This is a genomic window from Aeromonas jandaei (assembly GCF_037890695.1).
In the GTDB taxonomy this organism is placed as follows: Bacteria; Pseudomonadota; Gammaproteobacteria; order Enterobacterales; family Aeromonadaceae; genus Aeromonas; species Aeromonas jandaei.
Genome location: NZ_CP149571.1, coordinates 2,567,217 through 2,585,180, shown reverse-complemented (window position 1 = coordinate 2,585,180; position 17,964 = coordinate 2,567,217). Strand labels below are relative to the sequence as shown.

Below are 17,964 nucleotides of genomic sequence, written 5' to 3'. Positions count from 1 at the left end.
CGCTTGCAGCATCCCGGCTATCTCGGACCGAAGTTATAAGCCCCTGACAATCGAGGCTCTTGATACAGACGTTGAGCCAACACCATATAGGCGGCAATAGGCTCCAAGACATGCTGCCACGGTCGAACGGCCTCGGGGCGCCGAATGGATAAAGTCTGACCTCCTTGCCAGGCCCGTACCGCATCAGGAATCAAACGATCGGCGGACCAATCTCCTCCACCGATGACATTACCAGCTCGAGCAGTTGCGATGGCAACCCCCCTAGCGGCCAAGAATGCCTCACGATAACAACTTATCACCAGTTCACTGGCAGCCTTGCTTGCACTGTATGGATCGTGCCCCCCCAAACGGTCAGTCTCCCGATAAGGCCAAACAGACTCTTGATTGTAATAGACCTTATCCGTGGTAACCATAACAACACTCTTGACTGAGTCCAATGTCCTGAGCGTGTCTAATAAATACACCGACCCCATCAGATTGGTTTCAAATGTTCGTGCTGGCTCACGATAACCCTCTCGAACCAATGATTGCGCTGCAAGATGGAATACGATCTCTGGTCTCACTGTATTTACAAGTGGCACAAAATACTCCGGCGTACAGATATCGCAAATATGATGACGGCATATCTTAGCTATCTCCGCGGCATCAAACAGATTGGGAGTCGAGCTCGGTGCTAGACTAATTCCGCTCACATCAGCACCAAGTCGATGCAGCCACAAGGTCAACCAACTGCCCTTGAAACCTGTATGTCCGGTGACAAGCACCCGTTTCCCCGCCCAAAAGGAAGCATCAATACGCTGCGTCATGCCCATACCTTCCAAGGAGCCCTGTGATTGGCCCATAACTCCTCCAACTGATTCTTTTCACGCAACGTATCCATCGGCTGCCAAAACCCTTGATGTTCGAATGACATCAACTGCGCCATATTTGCTAATGTGGCCAGAGGTTCACCTTCCCAACTGCATTGATCTCCCTCCAGCAATGTGAAAACGGCAGGAGAGAGCACGAAAAAACCGCCATTAATCAAACCTCCATCGCCTCTGGGTTTCTCAGAAAAGCCTGTCACTAGATTGCCGTCCCGAGTCAGAGCACCATAACGACCTGGCGGTGCAACCGCAGTCACTGTTGCGATCTTGCCGTGAGCTTTATGAAAATTAATAAGTTGCCGAATATCCACATCACTGAGTCCATCCCCATAAGTAAAACAAAACGCTGCTTCACCCTTCACGTACTCCTCTACACGTCGTAACCGTCCCCCCGTGAGAGTATCTTCACCAGTATCGACCAATGTTACCCGCCAAGGTTCAACATGGTTATGATGAACTTCCATACGATTATTCGGCATATCAAATGTAACATCCGACATATGTAAAAAATAATTTGCAAAATATTCTTTAATAATATAACCCTTATACCCCAAGCAAATTATGAAATCATTAATCCCATGATGCGAGTACATTTTCATGATATGCCAAAGGATAGGCTTGCCACCAATTTCAATCATAGGTTTTGGCTTAAGATGAGACTCTTCACTTATTCTTGTTCCGAGACCACCAGCAAGGATTATTGCTTTCACACTCACCTCATGTGTTAATGTGTGTTAATGCCAAGTATCTGACATGAATAGTTATTATAGTCTTCTAAATAGTCTAATGCTTCAAATAATTCCATTGCCTTTTCTGATACAGGTTTTCTTGGCAATGCAATACCATCATGCCAATGAATATAAGCCAAGTGTTCGGCGGATATCCCACGAACAAACTCATTTGTTTTTTTCAAGCCAGAGTGATAAATCTCACTTTTTGCTGGTTTAGAATGCTCTATGAGGTTATATTCCAATCTCTCCAGCCTTGGCTTATCAATTGAAGAAATCCAAGGAAGCAACAATTTCTCAAACTTGGCTCGCTCAGTGAAATCAATATCTGACACAACCTTAAGATCCTCTTTTGCCCAAAATGCAATAGCCCCTTTATCTAATTCCAGATTTTTAACTGGACCATCCTTCGCCAACGACTTAATTAGATCAAATTCGGCAGAAACATAAGAGTTATGTCCTACTCCAAGTCCCTTGATTGGTAATTTTTGCCAATAGTCAAATGAATCTCTTCCATAACTTTCAATATACTTACGGGCAGCATAAAGTGACGACCGAGTAGCAGCACCAGTTGAAATCCCATCCATGCTAATAATCAGCATCAAAGCTTGGTTTATGTCGATACATATTTTACTTTCATTTAGAATAGCAATCATCGATGTAAAATCAGGACTCATTGGATGAAATATTCTACCATAACAATTTTTAATGTAAATTAATATGTCTGCCCTAACAAAGCCAGAATATATCTTCCCATAACTATCAGATGACTTGTTAAATCGGCAAAATAAAGGAAAATCAAAACTAAAGCGACGTTCTAATTCTAGAGATGGGGAATATGGTTTTGCAATACCAGGCTTTATTAAAGGATGATAGTCTCCATATAACCCCCCGTTTACTGATTTATTTACATCAAAAAATTCATATTGCCATGTTACTACATCAGGTGTGTATTTTGAGATTTCTTTAGCCATTAAAGACAACGCATCAGAACGCAAAATGAACTTATCACCTAATACTGTAATATATTCACCTTGCGCGCTTTCTATCGCAAATTCCCAGTGATCACACATATTCATAACGGAAGATGGTCTCTTATAGTGAAACCTTGCATCACCTAAAAATGAAGATATTTTATGTTCACACAAAGGAATACACCCATTATCAGATATAATAACTTCAAAATCTGAGAATGTTTGCAACGTTAACGATTTCAATACTTTTATTACAAGCTCGGGTCGATCTCGAGTAGGAATCACAATACTGAAGAATGGTTTTTTAGCCATGACACCCTCCAAGACTAATAAATATAAGTAATAATATTTTTAAAAATCCGGCGCTTATTAAAATTTAAAATGCTCAAAATATTTTATTAAGTCCTAACAAAAAGATAACTTCAAAGAAAGTCTAGGTCGTAGCAGTGCCCCTAAGTAACGCCGTATTAGTAATCCGAGATCTAAGTGTTTTGTTTGAAGTCTGTTTCTCTAGAATATTTACTTCAAAGATGTGTCTTCTTCATTCCTTAATATATTAATTATTTTTCCACATGTTTCTCTATTAATATTTTCAAAATCTTCTTTAGCAGAGAAAATGACATTTAACTTTCCATCACATGCACTTTTCATTTCTGAATAAAGAGCATCAATATTATTCTCCACTAATATCCCTCCACCTAAACGAGTGATTAGCTCCATAGAACCAGCAGTTTTTGTAGCAATCACAGGAGTCCTCAGTAAAAGTGCTTCTAAAATGGCCAGAGAAAAACCTTCAGCACGTGACGATGATAGAAAAAAATCAGCAGCATCAATATAATCATAAGGGTATGCAAGGTGCCCTAAAAAACTGATATTAGGAATGTTAAGCTCTTCTATCATATTCAAAAGTAGGGGCCTGTCGCTGCCTTCTCCAATTATGAGTAGCTGATAATTATCGTAACCCTCATTATTTAATCTATGGCATATATTAATTAGCAAGTCAAAGCCTTTTACATAATCAAGACGACCTACAGTAACAAACGTTAATTTATCAAATGCCAATATATCTCTATTTTTTTTATGACTTGTAATATCATCAATATTTACTATGTTGTAAATCACATGTTTTTTCACCTGCTTAATATCAGGAAATAATGAATCCCATGCCACTTGAGAATTTTTTGTTACAAAAACCACATCAGTAAACAGAGAATACACCGCTGATGCTTCTTTCTTTTTCTGCTCATTGTCAAGATAATAAGAGACATCAGAATGTATCCATCCAATTTTTTTACTTGCATTCCCGGCAACAACTAAAAATGAGCTAAATCCATCAAGGAATGATACATCAATCCGACTATTAGTAATTTTTAATATCCTTCTTAGAACATTCCAATTTATTAATTTAAAAGCAATCTCTACTAATTCTTTATCACTTGGATTAAATAGTATTCTTATCGGGAACTGACTAGGGATTGCATCGAAATAACATCCGATGTTAAAAAGGACAATAATAGATGCTGAAAAAAAATTCTTCGAAAGCATCGTTGTGAGATCAACGAGGGCCTTTTCAGCACCACCATTTCCCAATGTATCGATGAAAAAAGATATGTCACTCTTGGCGTTACTAGCATATCTATCACTACAAATCAAGGCTCTTTCAAGTAAAGGTTGGAATATGCCTGTAAGCATTTTTTGTCCATTGGTTATCAGAAGCTCATCCACACCAATTTTAATTAACTGATCAATTATTTCTTTAGAATAGGAGCTTAATATAACAACTCCATCGAACTCTTTCCCTATAATATTTGGAGGGGATATTACCGGAATGCCGTCAATTATAGAGTCATGTAGGCAACTATTATTATCGGATAGCGCAACAATGTCAAAGACACCATTTATATATGGCAATGCTCTCTTGTATAGACTTCCCACACCAAATATTACTATCTTTTTTTTCATATTATTTTATTCCAGACGTAGTCTACAATTATGTATCTAATATTGATGTTTTAGATTGAGGGCTATATTGATAGAGCCGAGACATAAGTGGTAAAGCTAAAGGACTATTGATGGGCGTTGTTGCCTAAATTAGCCATCAAGTCAAGACTTCCCCTGCCCTTAGTGAGGCCTTCTTACCGGCAGACCAAGGGCATTCAGTTTATTCATTGCACTTACATACGCCATTACCTCTCCCACTTGGCCATTGTATTTTCGCAGACTGATTTTCCCCGCCAACAACTGTTTGAAACAATACATCGCCCTCTCAGCCAGCGAGCTGTGGTGATTCACCGATATCTTCTCCCAATACGCAAGCCCTCCCTTGTGCATAACCAGCACAGCTTCATTTCGCTTCATTTCTTGGTTGTCCCTTTTTCCATAGACCGAGTTCTTGCGAAGCTGGATACAGGCTATCACCCCTTCGCGCGAGGTAAGCAGATGGCTGGCTTTGCTGTCATAGGCACCATCCGCATAAATGGTGCCCAGCTTACGCCACAGAGGATTGGGCCAAGTTGGCAACACCTCGGAATCATAGACATTTTCCAGCGAGATTTCCGCCGCTACGATCTCGTGGGTTACAGGGTCTACCGCCAGAGGCAATTTGCGCCAGACTCGGCGTTTCTCGGCGCCGTGTTTTCTGGCCTTTCACTCGCCTTCACCAAACACCTTTAGCCCGGTTGAGTCGATAACCAGATCGGTAATTCGTCCCTTTGGGGGCTGTCGATAAGCCATCGTTACCGTGCGTGCTCGCTTGCTGACACAGCTGTAATCGGGGGCACAAATCGGTACGTTTATCAACTCGAACAGGAGTCGACTAGCGCCTGAGTTACCCTCAGAGTGGGGCTGAAAATCCCCTTGAGCATCAGGAAAGTAGAAATGGTCTGGTCAGTGTAACGCTGGCTGCGACCTCGTCACCAGTGATAGCCATGGTGAAACCAGTTGTTCATGACTTCAGCATCAATCCAGAAGGTGAGTGAGTCACGGTTAATCAAAGACTTGTTGTATTGAGGCCTGTCAGTGATGGGGTGAAGCTACATACTCATGATACAGGCTTGGATGCAGGCTTGAATGGGGATGATGGTGAGCAAATCACCTCGCCTTCAGTATGTTTCCTTCAAGCGACATCGATTTAGGAAACAACGCCCTATTGACGTATACATACTCATGTATTAACACATACTTAATCTACAGCTTAAGCCTACGTAATTTTACAAGAGGAAAAGTTCTAACTTAATTCTTTCAGAGTTTTTTACCACAACCAATTATAAAAATACTTTTTTTCAAAAAGGCACTCTGAAATTGAAAATAAACATTGTAAAATAGCAACTATATAATAAGTGTTTTCATATCAAGAAAAAAAGTCATCTTCCAATTTAGTTTTTAATGAAAAAAGACCAAGTTGAGATTTTTTGGTATATGTAGGTATGAAATCTTCCTGTGACATTGCCTGACATATTCCATTAAAAATCCCCCTCTCATTGTTCTCAACAACAAGGCCAAACTCACCATCGCGTAGCATTTCTCTACATGCCTTTGAACCAGTGGCAATTATAGGAAGCCCGAGAATAAATGCTTCTCCAATTACTAAAGGCTGTCCCTCATAATATGAAGGCAGTATTAGGATATCTGCTGAACGCATGTAAGGATAGGGATTGTCGCATTCTCCAATCAGCACGACATTATTATCAATTCCTCTATCTAAAATGATGGATTGTACTGTTAGAAACAGATTCCCATGACCAACAATTATCAACTGCAAATTATCATTTACTTTTAAAGCACTCTCAAATGCGTTAAGTAACCGAATAATTCCTTTTTCTTTTGATAGTCTACCAACAAATATAAATTTAATTTCATATTTTTTTTTGCTATGGCGTAACATGTGATCATTTACGTCTAGCAACGCTGATTTACTTACAACATCTTTAACATCAAAAATATTCCCCATAACTGTTTTTTTTACATCTACCCCTTTAAATAGTAGATTGAAACCATTCAAGGCGGAATTAGAAACAAACACAATCTCAGTAAATTCATTATAACAATTAACTTCATCCTCAATCGAAATAAAATTACTTTTTGTTGGATGTGAAACACTGAAATCAGAATGAATCCAAGCTATTTTTTTATGTGCAGGAATTGCACATGCCAATTTTGCAGAAGAGCCTATTGTATAAGAAACAACAATATCAAAACATCTATTTATATAAGTATTATACAGTACATTTGCTGGAAGATATCTAAACAAGCATTGCTGCATTGCACATTCGTTTGGGGTCTTATATATTTCAATAGTAACTACATCATCAGGAATGCGAGTGGTTAGTGTACCGCCACCATTAATAATGACTAATATAACCCTGTTTTTAGAGTAGTCTATAGTTTTTAAAGTATTTAGAAGTGATAATTCTGAACCGCCCATAACCATGGAGTTAACTATAAACAAAATATCTCGTTTAGTACTTGAAACTATTGATTTCAGCTCACTATTTACTCTGCTAGTGTTCGCGTTATCTTTGATATCTGAAAAAGCCATAGCTAGCAATTGTGTTTCATCTGCTATATTGGAAATTCTAGTAGTGCAAACACCTAAATTTATGAGCTGTTGCTTTATTTCATCGAAAAAAAAACTTGCAACAATTATTTTTTCATGCACTAAACACAACGAGGCATCTGGCTTTACAATTATTGAACCATTAATGTATAGGCCATGCTTGCTATAGTCATTATCTAAAAAAAAACTCACATTGTATACATCATATATATACTTCTGAAAGGATTTAAATAATCCACCACTACCAAAAACAATTATCGACTCCATATAATACACCAATCTTTTCTTAAGACGAATTAAAAAACCTTTAACATTAGATACTTCTCACCTGATTGCTTTTTAGAAAAATCAGCTTTTCCTTTGTACTTTCTCAAAGGGAATTTTTGGCAACCAGCAAACATCAAATTGCGCTTGATATAAGATATAAATATCCAAGCTAACATCATTATTTCGGCATAGATGATGCCAGCGTTCTGCTAATACACCAAAATTATCAGGTAGTGTTTTGTGGGTAGAAAGAAAATTAAGCCAATCAGCTAATCGATACAGTTGTTCATCTGATAAGTTTGTCGGTTGATTTACCAGCCATTCATGAGCCTCCATATCTTGCTCAGTAGCTGAAACACCTAGCGAATCCAGATACTTGCTGACAATGCGCCGGTAAAGCTCTCGTTGTCTTACTTTGCGCAATATGGACGATTGGGCGCCATGAATACGATACAGCACCAACACCTCACGCAAGTTGGCGAAACTAACTTCAGGCTTGCTGGTAGCCATTCTGGTCCACAACTCGGTATCTTCAACATCTGTATATTCGGGGTCATATCGAAAACGCTTGTAAACATCAGCACGCACCAGAATCGCGTTGTGTCCAACTCCGTTACTGAATAGCAGAATCGCATTTTTGATAAAATTATCATAAGGTCGGTAATGCCATACCTCATCACGGACACCGAACAGTCTCAGCCAACACCCCACTAGATCTATATGCGGATGTTCGTGTAAAAATGCCATCTGTTTTTCTATTCGCTCAGGTAACGAAATATCATCCCCATCCATCCTGGCTATAAATTCTCCCCGAGCTAGCAATAGCGCTTCGTTCAGACAATTGGCTATTCCCTGCTGCCGCCGGTGATAATGAATGATTCGACTGTCCTTTGCTGCCATCCTGCCAATTACGGATCCAGTTTCATCAGTTGAGCCGTCATCAAATATTATTATCTCCAGATTCTTATAGGTCTGCTTCAATATGCTATCCAGCGCATCTTCGATATAACTAGCACAGTTATGAACAGACATAATGACCGAAACCAAGGGTTTACTAGGTGTTTTTTCAAAACTTGTGCTAAAAATATTTAATGCATTACTCACTGCATCATCCATATCGAAATAGCGGTACTCGGCAAGACGGCCCAAAGCAATCAGTTGCGGGAACTGTGCTAATTCATCGCGGCAAGCCTGATAATGCTGCTTAGCTGAGTCGGTAAACAGCGGGTAGTAAGGCTCTAACCCCTGCTCTGGCTTATAGTCACAGGGATATTCGTACACGATACTGGTGCCGGGATGCTGCTGCCCGCTGAAGTGCTTGAATTCGGTGATCCGCGTGAAGGCTTCTTCATTCGGATAATTGACGGTGGTGACCGGTTGAAATTGCTCTTGCGCCAGATGGCGATGTTCAAAACGCAGTGAGCGATATGGCAGGCAATTCCCTTCTGCCGACATCAACTGATCCAGCATACCCGTATAGATCAGTGGACCGTCGAAAGGCACACCATCCAACATCACCTGCTTCTGCTGCCAATCCAATCTGACACGCTGCACCATGGGGGTAGACAGCCGCACGTCAATCAGCGGGTGCGCGAGCATGCGCTCAAACATGGCGGTATAGCCTTCCGCCGGCACCGCCTGCCAGGGATCGGTGAAGTAGCGATCATCCCGACTCACCACCACGGGCACTCGTGCCGTCACCTCGGGGGAGATCTGCTCGGGCGGTACCCCCCACTGTTTGCTGGTGTAGTTGACGAAGGCTTTCTGATAGATGAAATCTGCCAATTCACCCAGCAGGGGATGCGCCTCTTTGCGCAGTTCCAGAATAGGCACTCTGGCACCATCACCAAACCGAGTGCGCAGGGCCTCAATCATGGCGGCTGCCTTGTCGGCGGGGAAACAGCACTCGATGCTGGTCAGGTTGAACGGGATAGGCACCAACTGCCCGTCGATGCGTGACAACACACGATGCTCATAAGGCAGCCACTCGGTAAACTGCGACAAGTAATCCCACACCTCCTTGTTGTCGGTATGGAAGATGTGTGAACCATAGCGATGGACCAACACCCCATGCTCATCATACTCGTCGAAGCAGTTGCCACCGATATGGTCGCGCTGCTCCAGCACAAGTACCTTCCAACCGAGCTGGCTGGCCATTCGCTCAGCCATGACGGCACCGGAAAGCCCGGCGCCAATGACGATCGCCTGATAACTCATGCCGCCTCTCCAAACAGTTGTTGCATGACCCGTGCTGGATGAGCTCGCTGCGCCCACGCCAGTTGATGTCTCTCATCGAAGAACCAGCCTGGCGCCAGCTTCGCTACCTCAGTAACTGACTGTTCGATAAGTTGCGTGAAGCGGGCAACGTCATCCTGCCGCAGAAAGTAGAGCGCGGCAGAGTAATAGTGATGGGCACGCCCCTGGGCAATGGCCACGGGATCCGCCCCAAACGCAGCGGCATTGTCACAGGCTCGCAGCAGATCACGCAGCGACTGCTCACGACGTTCAGCCGATTTGCGGGTCTGTCCGCCAAAGCTCTGGGTATGGAAGCGATAGCGGCCCAATAACTCGGGGATAAAATCCAGCGTCCCCGGATTGTGGGAGAGGTTCAAGATGTGCCAAGGATAATCGAGGATGATCTTGCACCCCTCGTCGATGGCATTTTCCATCCCTTCATAACGGCGAAACATTATGGAACTGGCATTGACGAACACCCCGAAGCGGATCAATGTCTCCCGTGTCATCACGGGTTCGAGATAGCGAGCATTGTAATAATCGCGGGTGAATAGCTTGATCCGTGCGCCACTTTCATCATCAAACATCTCCGCTTCGTGGTAGCAAAGCGTGCAGCCGGGGTGCGCGTCAAGATAATCTGCTTGGCTCTGCAGCTTGCCCGGCAGAGCCAGATCATCCCCATCGACATAGGCGATGTATTCACCGATAGCCTCTCTCAGCAAGCGTTTCTGGGTCTTGGCCAACCCCATATTCTGCGAATTCTGTAGTGCCTTGAGATGCGGCCACTGCTGCGCCAGCCGCTGCATAATGGCCCAGGAGTCATCGCTCGAGCCGTCATCAATGGCAATGACCTCAAAATCGAAATTGGTTTGCTGTTCCAGCAGACTAAGCAGACAGGGCTCGATAAAGCGCCCGAGGTTATACACCGGCACCAGTACGCTGACTTTCATAGAGGATCCAGAAGTAGAGTAAAAAAGAAGCGAATTGGAGAAAATGGACAAGGCTACCGCACGGTCTCTGTCAACCCTTCCTGCCCTTCATGGCAATATTTACTGCAAGAGCCGTGCCTGACCAAGCTAATTCATTGATATGACTTGATTTATGTGACCTGGCATCCACTATTCAATCCGAGCAAGCTGACGGCTGCAGGCCACCAGCATGTCGATGCCGTCCCAAAGCCATTCGAATGCCAGCGCTTGTCCCGGACTTGCCACCCTATCGATACGGCAGCAAGGCGACAGCTGTAGAGCACACTCAAGCCGCATTTTATCTGGCCCAACCCAGACACAGGTCTGCATATCCCAAGGTTGTAACAGCAACTCATCAAGGGTATCGGCAACGAATTCGGCAACTGTACCTCCTCCGATGTGTTCAAGCCGCAAAGAGGCGGTGGGAGTCAATAAGGTGACGCCAGCAAAGGTCTCCTGCTGCATCTGACCATCGAGAGCGGCATTTTGTTGACAATTGATGAGGCGTTCCATCATCAGGACAGGGCTGTCTGCAAAGGGGGCAAAGACTGCTTCGAGCAAACGACGTCGCAACACACTATCGGGAGTGCCCAACCAGCAAATCGTGGTGGGCGAGGCGCAGGCTTGCTGATTGAAGCGAGTAAAGTCTTGTTGCAAAGCCGCAACCAATTGCCGCCATGCGGCAGCATCCAGGCTGGCGAGCCATTGGCTATCAAATACCGCCATGGAGCGACGATCCGGAAACACAATTTCCTGAGCGCGGGGTGAAAGCGGAATAGCCCGTACCCGACCGATGGTTTCATCACCGCCCCAAATGATGCGAAGGCGGCACCGAGCCGACAGCCAAGCGGTGACGCGTTCGTCATGGTCATACCGGATAAAACGGGTACGCGAGGCAATCTCTTGCCACTCGGGCAGAGAGAAAAGCTCGTTCAGGATGGTCAGCATGGCCTCTTGCACCGGGTCGATGCGCGATGAGAGACGTACCACGGACCCATTGCCCATCAGCAGCGCCATGATCCAGGAGTAGAACGCGACGGTCGGCACGTTGGAGGGTACCAGATGAAAAACCATCCCCAGCGGTGCGCGCCCTGCCATGCGTTTGCGCTGTACCTCAATCTGGCGTGGCCGCAACCAAAAACCAAAAGCGGCCAAATCCGGATTCTCTCGTCCCTCCTGCTGCAGACGTGCAGAGAGCGCAGCCACAAAGTCACCTATGACGGGCGCAAAGCTTGGCAGCGGGCGAGTGACAAAACCTTGCCAGCCGCCGCTGACGGGGGCTACGAAATCGACCTCTGGGCCCGCTTTCCAAATGGCATCTTCTGCATCTGACCGGATCACTGGAAAGTGTCGCTGCATCCCCTCACCTCGGCGCCTTGCTGACGTCCTGATACATGAAAATAACGGCCACGACGACCGCAGGGACAATCATCCTCGCCCAGCAGCACACCAAGATCTTCGCTGAGTAAACTGTGGCCTGGATAACTTTGGGGAATGGCAGAGATCACCTGCAACAAACCGGGTTGGCCGATCCCGAGCGGTCGATGGGTCAGCGGATCCCGCACCAGCAGATCAGCAAAAAGCGGGGCGTGCAGATGGCCCTGCTCGCACTCGACAAACACCGACCCCACCTGTTCCACCATGCCATAGAAGTTGTGGACCCGGCTCAGCCCCAACTGTTCATGGCAGCGCAGCTTGAAGGCAGGATTATCTACCGCGAGGTGTTGCAGCTTCTTCCAGCCACCACTGTGAAAAAGCGTGCCCTGCATCAGCGGCAGTTGCAGACCTCGCTCACGCAGTGGTTCCAGCAGACATTGCCACACCATGAAGGTGAAGCCAAACAGCAGAACCGGCTGGCCCGCATATTTGTCACAAAACGCCTCGATGACCGGCCAGTTGGGCCGCATCTGCTCATCGAGGGCATAGGTATGGTCTCGGCCAAGGAAGGAGAGCCCAAGCGCACCGGCACCGCGGGCTGAAAAGCCGCTGCGGTTTTGAATAAGGGCAGGTTGCTCCACCAGCAGCATGGGCAACCGTTGCTTGCCGACAAACTCTTGCAGGATCTTCACCAGCACCTTGCTCTGCAACGCGGCTGTATCTCGATCCAGCACAATTCGTGACGGCGTTCCGGTAGTGCCAGAGGAGGTCAGCACCTTGAACACCTCGTCTTGCGGCACGCTCTGCCATTGGTCCAATTTGAACAGGCGGGCGGCCAGATAGGGAAGCTCTTGATACGTCGAAGCCGGCCCCCAACCAAACGCCGACAGAATATTGGCAAAAGCTGGGCACCCCTGCCCATGCCGCTGCGTCAATTCATTCAGACGAGCAAGGAGCAGCCCACTTTTTTCACGTTGGGGCAGCCCGAAAACCGGCGCATCAAACAGCCTGTTCATAGCTGCTCCAGCGCTGTTAATAGGGCCGGATAATCAATCTTCATATTGCTGCGTCGTGGCAAATGGTGTTGGTAGATACGCACGCTTGATGGTGGCACCATCAGCCAGCGGGCCACCTCCAGCTGTAGTTCGTCACAGGGGCACGCGTCTGCCTCGATGGCTACCAACAGGCGATCATCGCAGCCGGTCGCGGCGCAGGAATAGCCCCTCCCCTGCAACCAGGCCTCCACTTCAGCCAAGCTCACCCGTTTGCCAAACAGCTTCAGGAAACGATTGAGCCTCCCGGTCAGATAGAATCGGCCCGCCGCATCACAACGAGCCAGATCGCCGGTAAAGAGCGCATCCATATCACGCCCCCGAGCCAGATCTTCAGGGCGCTCCGCATAGCCCAACATCACATTTGGCCCTTGGTAAACCAGCTCCCCCTCCCCGTCGGGAAAGCCGGGCTCATGACGCAGAGAGAGATGCCCGCCCGGTACGGCACGGCCGATGGCATCGGGGGCAATCATCACTTCATCGTGTGCCAACCAGGCGATGCGCGGTGCCGCTTCGGTCTGGCCATACATCACGAAAAAACGGCGTCCCAGTGCAGCTGCCTGCTCGGCAAACTGTTTTGCCAGCGCTGGCTCAAGTCGTCCTCCAGCCTGGGTCATTGTCATCAGACTGGGATAACGCGCCCAGTCAAAACGCAAGCGGTTTAGCATCTGAAAGGTAAACGGTACCCCCGCCACACTGGTGACCTGATGACGATTTACCTCATCCCAGAAGTGGCGCTCAAGGGAGCTGGCAGTGCATGAAACCAGAGAGGCGCCAGCCAAAAGATGGCTGTTGAGCACCGACATGCCGAAGGAGTAAAAAAGTGGCAACGAGGTGATGGCTCGCTCACCCCCGTTCAGCGTCAGATATTCGGCGATGGCCGCAGCATTGGCATCAAGATTGGTTCGCGACAATCGCACCCATTTGCAGGAGCCGGTACTGCCCGATGTCGGCAGCAGCATGGCCAGCTCAGGGTGAAGCGAGGGCGCATCGCCAAGATGCGCAACTGCCCCATCTTCCAATACCCGCAGGCTGACACCAAAGCGCTGGCACTGTTCATGGTGCAACCGGGCATCCTGAGCAGGATCGGCCAACATGATGGCGTGGCCATCACGCAGGGCCAGCAAGTAGTGCAGCAAATGCAGGGTGGACGTCACAAATGGCAGGTAGACCAAATGGCGGCCAGCAGGATAGATGGTGGCCAACTGCGCCACACGCCGAGCCAGCTCCCCATAACTGAGCCACCCCTCTTGCGGGTCTCGCCAGGCGGGCTCCTCATTGCTTTCAACCAGATGCGTCAACAAATCAGGCTGGCTCAAATCACCATCCCCCCATCGACCCCAATCACCTGCCCGGTCACATAGCTCGACAAGTCGGATGCGAGAAACAGGGCCACCTTGGCCACTTCATCTGGCGTACCAATCCGTCCCATCGCGATGCTGGCCACCCGCTCGGCAAACTTATCTTGCGGGATGGCGTGGGCCATATCGGTATCGATAAAACCGGGGGCAATCGCATTGACACGGATCTGGCTGGCGGCCAGCTCCTTGGCCAGTGACTGGGTAATACCGATCACTGCCGCCTTGCTGCCGGCATAGCTGCTGAGCCCAGCTGCCCCCACTTGCCCCATCAGGGAGGCGAGATTGATGATGCTGCTGCCACCACCGCTGCGTTGCATCAGGCGGACGGCATACTGGCTGCAGTAGACCACGCTAAAGGTATTGTTGCTGAATGTCTTTTGCAGATGGGTCTGGTTCGCCATCCCCAATAACGCCTCTTCCAGCATGCCGGCATTGTTGACCAGCACGTCCAGCTGACGAGTCTGAGCAAACAGCTGCTGAAAAGCCTGCTTGACCGCCGACGGATCAGCCACATCAAAACAGAGAGGCTGGCAAGGCACGCCAAACTCGGTACCAATCTCGGTCGCCAGCTGGCTCATGGTCACCTCATCACGGCCTCCCAGCCACAGTTCAGCCCCCTGAGAGGCAAACTGGCGGGCGATGGCAAGACCGATGCCACGCCCGGCACCGGTGATCAACACCCGCTTGCCCTGCAACAGCCCCAGCATCAGAAAGCGACCCCGTACTTGGCCAAGATCTCCCGCGCCTTGCCGACCGAGCTCATGTCGATAATGTCATCGGTGTCGAGCAATACACCGTAGTTATCCTCCAACTGGGCAATCAGCCCCATGTGGGCGACGGAGTCCCACTGCGGGATGCTATTGTAGGCCAGCCCATCGCTGACGCTGCCGATATCGATACCCAGAGCCTCGGCAAAAACCTGTTCCAATGCGATTGTCATCTGAAAAATCTCCGTAGCCGCTCACGGGCGGCATAGTAATCCGCAGGCAGCAGTTCCAATGCGAAAAATCCGTTCTCTTGCCCTATCTGACGGTAACCCAGTTGTTCATTCAAGCGCAGGGCCGAGCGATTGTTCTCCCGAACCAGGGTCCGGATACAACCGATGTGCAACTCATCAAAACCCTGATCAAGCTGGGATAAGGCAGCAGCAATGGCCAACATGGGATGTCGCACGGTCGAGTTGCCCAGATAGAGTCCCGCATCGGCAATCGCCTGCCCCTGTAGCGCGTCCTGGCACTCACCTTTAAGATTGATGTAGCCCGCTCGCACGCCCTTGCACCAGAGCACCCAGTGCTGCTGATCCAGTCGCTCACGGGTGGCGGCAAACCATTGGCGCTGTTGCCGCGGCGAAATACGCGTCTGGGATACCATCTGCATTCGCACCTCATCCTTATTGCGCCAACGTCGCAAGGCAGGAAGATCCCACGGCTCTATCGGGCGTAACTCAACGCCATAGCTCATCTTAAACGCCATCCACTTTTCATGACCTGTCTCTCTTATCGACCACACTGCTGCCATTCCGTAGCAAAAATCGATAATACAAGCAGAAAAACCAGTATAATATCAAAAATAATCAAAGAGTTGTCATCGATTATCCTGGCTTTGGCCAGGCATTGATCCAGCGGAGAGAGCCCATCATGGCCATCGCCATTATCCCGGCCCGGGGTGGCAGCAAACGCATTCCACGCAAGAATATCCTCCCCTTCTGTGGTCAGCCCATGCTCGCCTATGCCATCCAGGCGGCGCAAAAATCTGGCTGTTTCAGCAAGGTGGTGGTCTCCACCGATGATGAGGAGATTGCCAAGGTCGCTCGTCAACTGGGCGCGGAAGTGCCATTTCTGCGGCCAGCCAACCTCGCCGATGATCACACCGGTACCACCCCTGTGGTGATCGACACCATCCAGCGACTCGACCAGCTCGGCATCCAGGCAGAGCACTACTGCTGCATCTATGCCACCGTGCCGCTGATCCAGGCCGACGACCTGAAGGCCGCCTATCAGCAGCTAATCGCAAGCAAGGCTCCATTTGTTTATACCGTGGCCGAGTTTGGCTTCCCTATCCAGCGCGCCGTGCGCATGGATGAGCAGGGCCGGGTCACCCCCTTCTGGCCGGAGCAGATGGCGAAACGCTCTCAGGATCTGGAGCCTGCCTATCAGGATGCTGGCCAGTTCTATTGGGGGACGCAGGCTGCCTGGTTGGGCGGGATCAGCCCCGTCGGTGGAGAGGGGATCGGCCATATTCTGCCAAGACACAGGGTGGTCGATATCGATACACCGGAAGATTGGCACCTGGCCGAATTGCTCTATCAAGTGCTGGCCCAAGATGGCGTTTAAGGTTGCCTTCCGGCTCGACGCCGGCGCCGAAATCGGCCTGGGTCATCTGATGCGCTGTCTGGCCATCGCCGATCGGCTGATAACGGCTGGCGCCGAGTGCCACTTTCTCTGCCATCAGCTACCGGCCCACCTGTTGCCACTGCTGCAATCCCACCAGCATCACCCTCTTTGCGCTCTGGACGACGCAGGCCCCTTGCCCACCTTGCGCCCGGAGTGGCTGGTGTGTGATCACTACCACATTGATCGACAAATCGAGCAGACACTGGCGATGCACTGTGGTCAGTTGCTGGTGATCGACGATCTGGCCGATCGCCCTCATCATGGTCAGTTGCTGCTGGATCAGGGGCCGCTGCGCAGCGCCGCCGATTACCAGTCGCTTACCCCCGCCGATTGCCGGCTGCTGCTGGGCGCCGACTATGCCCTGCTGCGCCCCGCCTATCGCCAGCTAGCACGCCAAAAGGCCAGCCTGTGGCAACGTGGCCTCATCTGCTTTGGCGGCGCTGATCCGGCCGGAGCCTGCCTCACGACCCTCAACACGCTGGCTCGACTGCCCTGGGCCCGAACCATCCGCTGGACCCTGGTGGCTGGCGGGGCCAATCCCTTCTGGCCCGAGCTGGAACAGAGAGTGGCCGAGCTGGCCGACCTCGATTTGGTGCTGCTGCGCCAGAGCGACCAGATGGCCGACCTGATGAGCCGGCACGACTTCGCCATCGGCGCCGCCGGCGGCATGACCTGGGAGCGGGCCTGTCTCGGCCTGCCGACCCTGGCGGTGCCCATCGTCGACAATCAGCAGTTCAACGACGATGTGATCGCCCGCTTCCAGCTGGCTGAGCGGCTGACCCTGAGCGAGCTGGCCGAGCCTGAGCGGCTGCTGCAAGCCCTGCACCGGCTTGAGCAACAGTCAGACGACTACCGCCACCGCGGCCAGCAGCAGGTGGACGGGCTGGGGCTGGATCGCCTCACCGCTTGGCTGCTACCACAGCCCGATTATCAACTGATACCAGATGGCCAACAGTGGCAACTACGCCATGATGACCAGCAGCTGCTCACCCTGACGCTGAACGGTCAGCAACTGACATGGCAGGCCGCCCGGCCACTTCAACCAACGGAGTGGCAAGAGCTGGCACATCGCTTGCAGACAATTCTCTCCCAATTTCCCCTCTATCTTGCCGAGCCACCGCAGATAGCGCCCCCTGCCCCCTGGCAACAGGCGCCGCAAGGCTGGCAACTTGGCACAGGAATCTGAAC

15 protein-coding genes and 2 pseudogenes are annotated in these 17,964 nt (G+C 49.2%); 2 read left to right on the top strand and 15 right to left on the bottom strand.

The annotated features are described in order from the left end of the window. Positions 1-17: 17 nt before the first annotated feature. From rfbG to WE862_RS12255, 15 genes and pseudogenes are all read right to left on the bottom strand, one after another. The gene (gene rfbG, locus WE862_RS12325) at positions 18-806 is read right to left on the bottom strand and encodes a CDP-glucose 4,6-dehydratase (protein ID WP_339058621.1); all 789 of its coding nucleotides are present in this window, start codon (positions 804-806) and stop codon (positions 18-20) included. Then, on the bottom strand, positions 803-1,576 hold the full coding sequence (rfbF, locus tag WE862_RS12320; RefSeq protein WP_042033472.1) for a glucose-1-phosphate cytidylyltransferase: 774 nt from the start codon (positions 1,574-1,576) through the stop codon (positions 803-805). Before rfbF ends, rfbG begins: the two co-directional genes overlap by 4 nt. Positions 1,577-1,590: 14 nt before the next feature. Further along, entirely contained in the window at positions 1,591-2,880 is a 1,290-nt protein-coding gene (locus WE862_RS12315) for a glycosyltransferase family 2 protein (protein ID WP_082035539.1), read from the bottom strand. 207 nt (positions 2,881-3,087) lie between these two features. After that, positions 3,088-4,530: a glycosyltransferase gene (locus tag WE862_RS12310; protein WP_042033470.1), complete on the bottom strand. Its 1,443-nt coding sequence runs from the start codon at positions 4,528-4,530 to the stop codon at positions 3,088-3,090. 159 nt (positions 4,531-4,689) lie between these two features. Next, positions 4,690-5,591: pseudogene (locus WE862_RS12305) on the bottom strand (IS5 family transposase). Between the two features lie 326 nt (positions 5,592-5,917). After that, on the bottom strand, positions 5,918-7,390 hold the full coding sequence (locus WE862_RS12300; protein ID WP_082035538.1) for a glycosyltransferase: 1,473 nt from the start codon (positions 7,388-7,390) through the stop codon (positions 5,918-5,920). Positions 7,391-7,471: 81 nt separating this feature from the next. After that, positions 7,472-8,422, bottom strand: coding sequence for a glycosyltransferase family 2 protein (locus tag WE862_RS12295; protein WP_339058749.1), 951 nt, complete (start codon positions 8,420-8,422; stop codon positions 7,472-7,474). A gap of 45 nt (positions 8,423-8,467) precedes the next feature. Then, a pseudogene (gene glf / locus WE862_RS12290) lies at positions 8,468-9,607 on the bottom strand (UDP-galactopyranose mutase); the annotation flags it as partial. Further along, the gene (locus tag WE862_RS12285) at positions 9,604-10,575 is read right to left on the bottom strand and encodes a glycosyltransferase family 2 protein (RefSeq protein ID WP_042033469.1); all 972 of its coding nucleotides are present in this window, start codon (positions 10,573-10,575) and stop codon (positions 9,604-9,606) included. The gene WE862_RS12285 and the pseudogene glf, both read right to left, overlap by 4 nt. 168 nt (positions 10,576-10,743) lie before the next feature. Continuing rightward, a complete protein-coding gene (locus tag WE862_RS12280; protein ID WP_042033468.1) occupies positions 10,744-11,952 on the bottom strand; it encodes an acyl-CoA reductase in 1,209 nt (402 codons plus the stop codon). Continuing rightward, positions 11,931-12,986, bottom strand: a complete 1,056-nt coding sequence (locus WE862_RS12275) for an acyl-protein synthetase (RefSeq protein WP_042033467.1) — start codon at positions 12,984-12,986, stop codon at positions 11,931-11,933. The genes WE862_RS12280 and WE862_RS12275 overlap by 22 nt, the downstream gene beginning before the upstream one ends. Further along, the gene (locus WE862_RS12270) at positions 12,983-14,341 is read right to left on the bottom strand and encodes an AMP-binding protein (protein WP_082035536.1); all 1,359 of its coding nucleotides are present in this window, start codon (positions 14,339-14,341) and stop codon (positions 12,983-12,985) included. The genes WE862_RS12275 and WE862_RS12270 overlap by 4 nt, the downstream gene beginning before the upstream one ends. Beyond that, complete coding sequence (locus WE862_RS12265; RefSeq protein WP_042033466.1) at positions 14,338-15,090, bottom strand: SDR family NAD(P)-dependent oxidoreductase; 753 nt, start codon at positions 15,088-15,090, stop codon at positions 14,338-14,340. The genes WE862_RS12270 and WE862_RS12265 overlap by 4 nt, the downstream gene beginning before the upstream one ends. Continuing rightward, entirely contained in the window at positions 15,090-15,323 is a 234-nt protein-coding gene (locus WE862_RS12260) for an acyl carrier protein (protein ID WP_042012685.1), read from the bottom strand. The genes WE862_RS12265 and WE862_RS12260 overlap by 1 nt, the downstream gene beginning before the upstream one ends. Beyond that, a complete protein-coding gene (locus WE862_RS12255) occupies positions 15,320-15,856 on the bottom strand; it encodes a GNAT family N-acetyltransferase (RefSeq protein ID WP_042033465.1) in 537 nt (178 codons plus the stop codon). The genes WE862_RS12260 and WE862_RS12255 overlap by 4 nt, the downstream gene beginning before the upstream one ends. A 164-nt stretch (positions 15,857-16,020) precedes the next feature. Between WE862_RS12255 and pseF the strand changes: the two genes are divergently transcribed. Next, on the top strand, positions 16,021-16,716 hold the full coding sequence (gene pseF, locus WE862_RS12250) for a pseudaminic acid cytidylyltransferase (RefSeq protein ID WP_042033464.1): 696 nt from the start codon (positions 16,021-16,023) through the stop codon (positions 16,714-16,716). After that, positions 16,706-17,962 carry a UDP-2,4-diacetamido-2,4,6-trideoxy-beta-L-altropyranose hydrolase gene (pseG, locus tag WE862_RS12245; RefSeq protein ID WP_042033463.1) on the top strand — a complete coding sequence of 419 codons (1,257 nt, stop codon included), beginning with the start codon at positions 16,706-16,708 and terminating at the stop codon, positions 17,960-17,962. The genes pseF and pseG overlap by 11 nt, the downstream gene beginning before the upstream one ends. Positions 17,963-17,964 lie beyond the last annotated feature (2 nt).

Excerpts from the sequence above, each read along its gene's own strand:
- WE862_RS12260 (WP_042012685.1), bottom strand. The coding sequence starts at position 15,323 with ATGACAATCGCATTGGAACAGGTTTTTGCCGAGGCTCTGGGTATCGAT.
- WE862_RS12295 (WP_339058749.1), bottom strand. The coding sequence starts at position 8,422 with ATGTCTGTTCATAACTGTGCTAGTTATATCGAAGATGCGCTGGATAGC.
- pseF (WP_042033464.1), top strand. The coding sequence starts at position 16,021 with ATGGCCATCGCCATTATCCCGGCCCGGGGTGGCAGCAAACGCATTCCA.
- WE862_RS12310 (WP_042033470.1), bottom strand. The coding sequence starts at position 4,530 with ATGAAAAAAAAGATAGTAATATTTGGTGTGGGAAGTCTATACAAGAGA.
- WE862_RS12275 (WP_042033467.1), bottom strand. The coding sequence starts at position 12,986 with ATGAACAGGCTGTTTGATGCGCCGGTTTTCGGGCTGCCCCAACGTGAA.
- WE862_RS12300 (WP_082035538.1), bottom strand. The coding sequence starts at position 7,390 with ATGGAGTCGATAATTGTTTTTGGTAGTGGTGGATTATTTAAATCCTTT.
- WE862_RS12280 (WP_042033468.1), bottom strand. The coding sequence starts at position 11,952 with ATGCAGCGACACTTTCCAGTGATCCGGTCAGATGCAGAAGATGCCATT.
- WE862_RS12255 (WP_042033465.1), bottom strand. The coding sequence starts at position 15,856 with ATGGCGTTTAAGATGAGCTATGGCGTTGAGTTACGCCCGATAGAGCCG.
- pseG (WP_042033463.1), top strand. The coding sequence starts at position 16,706 with ATGGCGTTTAAGGTTGCCTTCCGGCTCGACGCCGGCGCCGAAATCGGC.
- WE862_RS12265 (WP_042033466.1), bottom strand. The coding sequence starts at position 15,090 with ATGCTGGGGCTGTTGCAGGGCAAGCGGGTGTTGATCACCGGTGCCGGG.
- WE862_RS12315 (WP_082035539.1), bottom strand. The coding sequence starts at position 2,880 with ATGGCTAAAAAACCATTCTTCAGTATTGTGATTCCTACTCGAGATCGA.
- rfbG (WP_339058621.1), bottom strand. The coding sequence starts at position 806 with ATGACGCAGCGTATTGATGCTTCCTTTTGGGCGGGGAAACGGGTGCTT.
- WE862_RS12285 (WP_042033469.1), bottom strand. The coding sequence starts at position 10,575 with ATGAAAGTCAGCGTACTGGTGCCGGTGTATAACCTCGGGCGCTTTATC.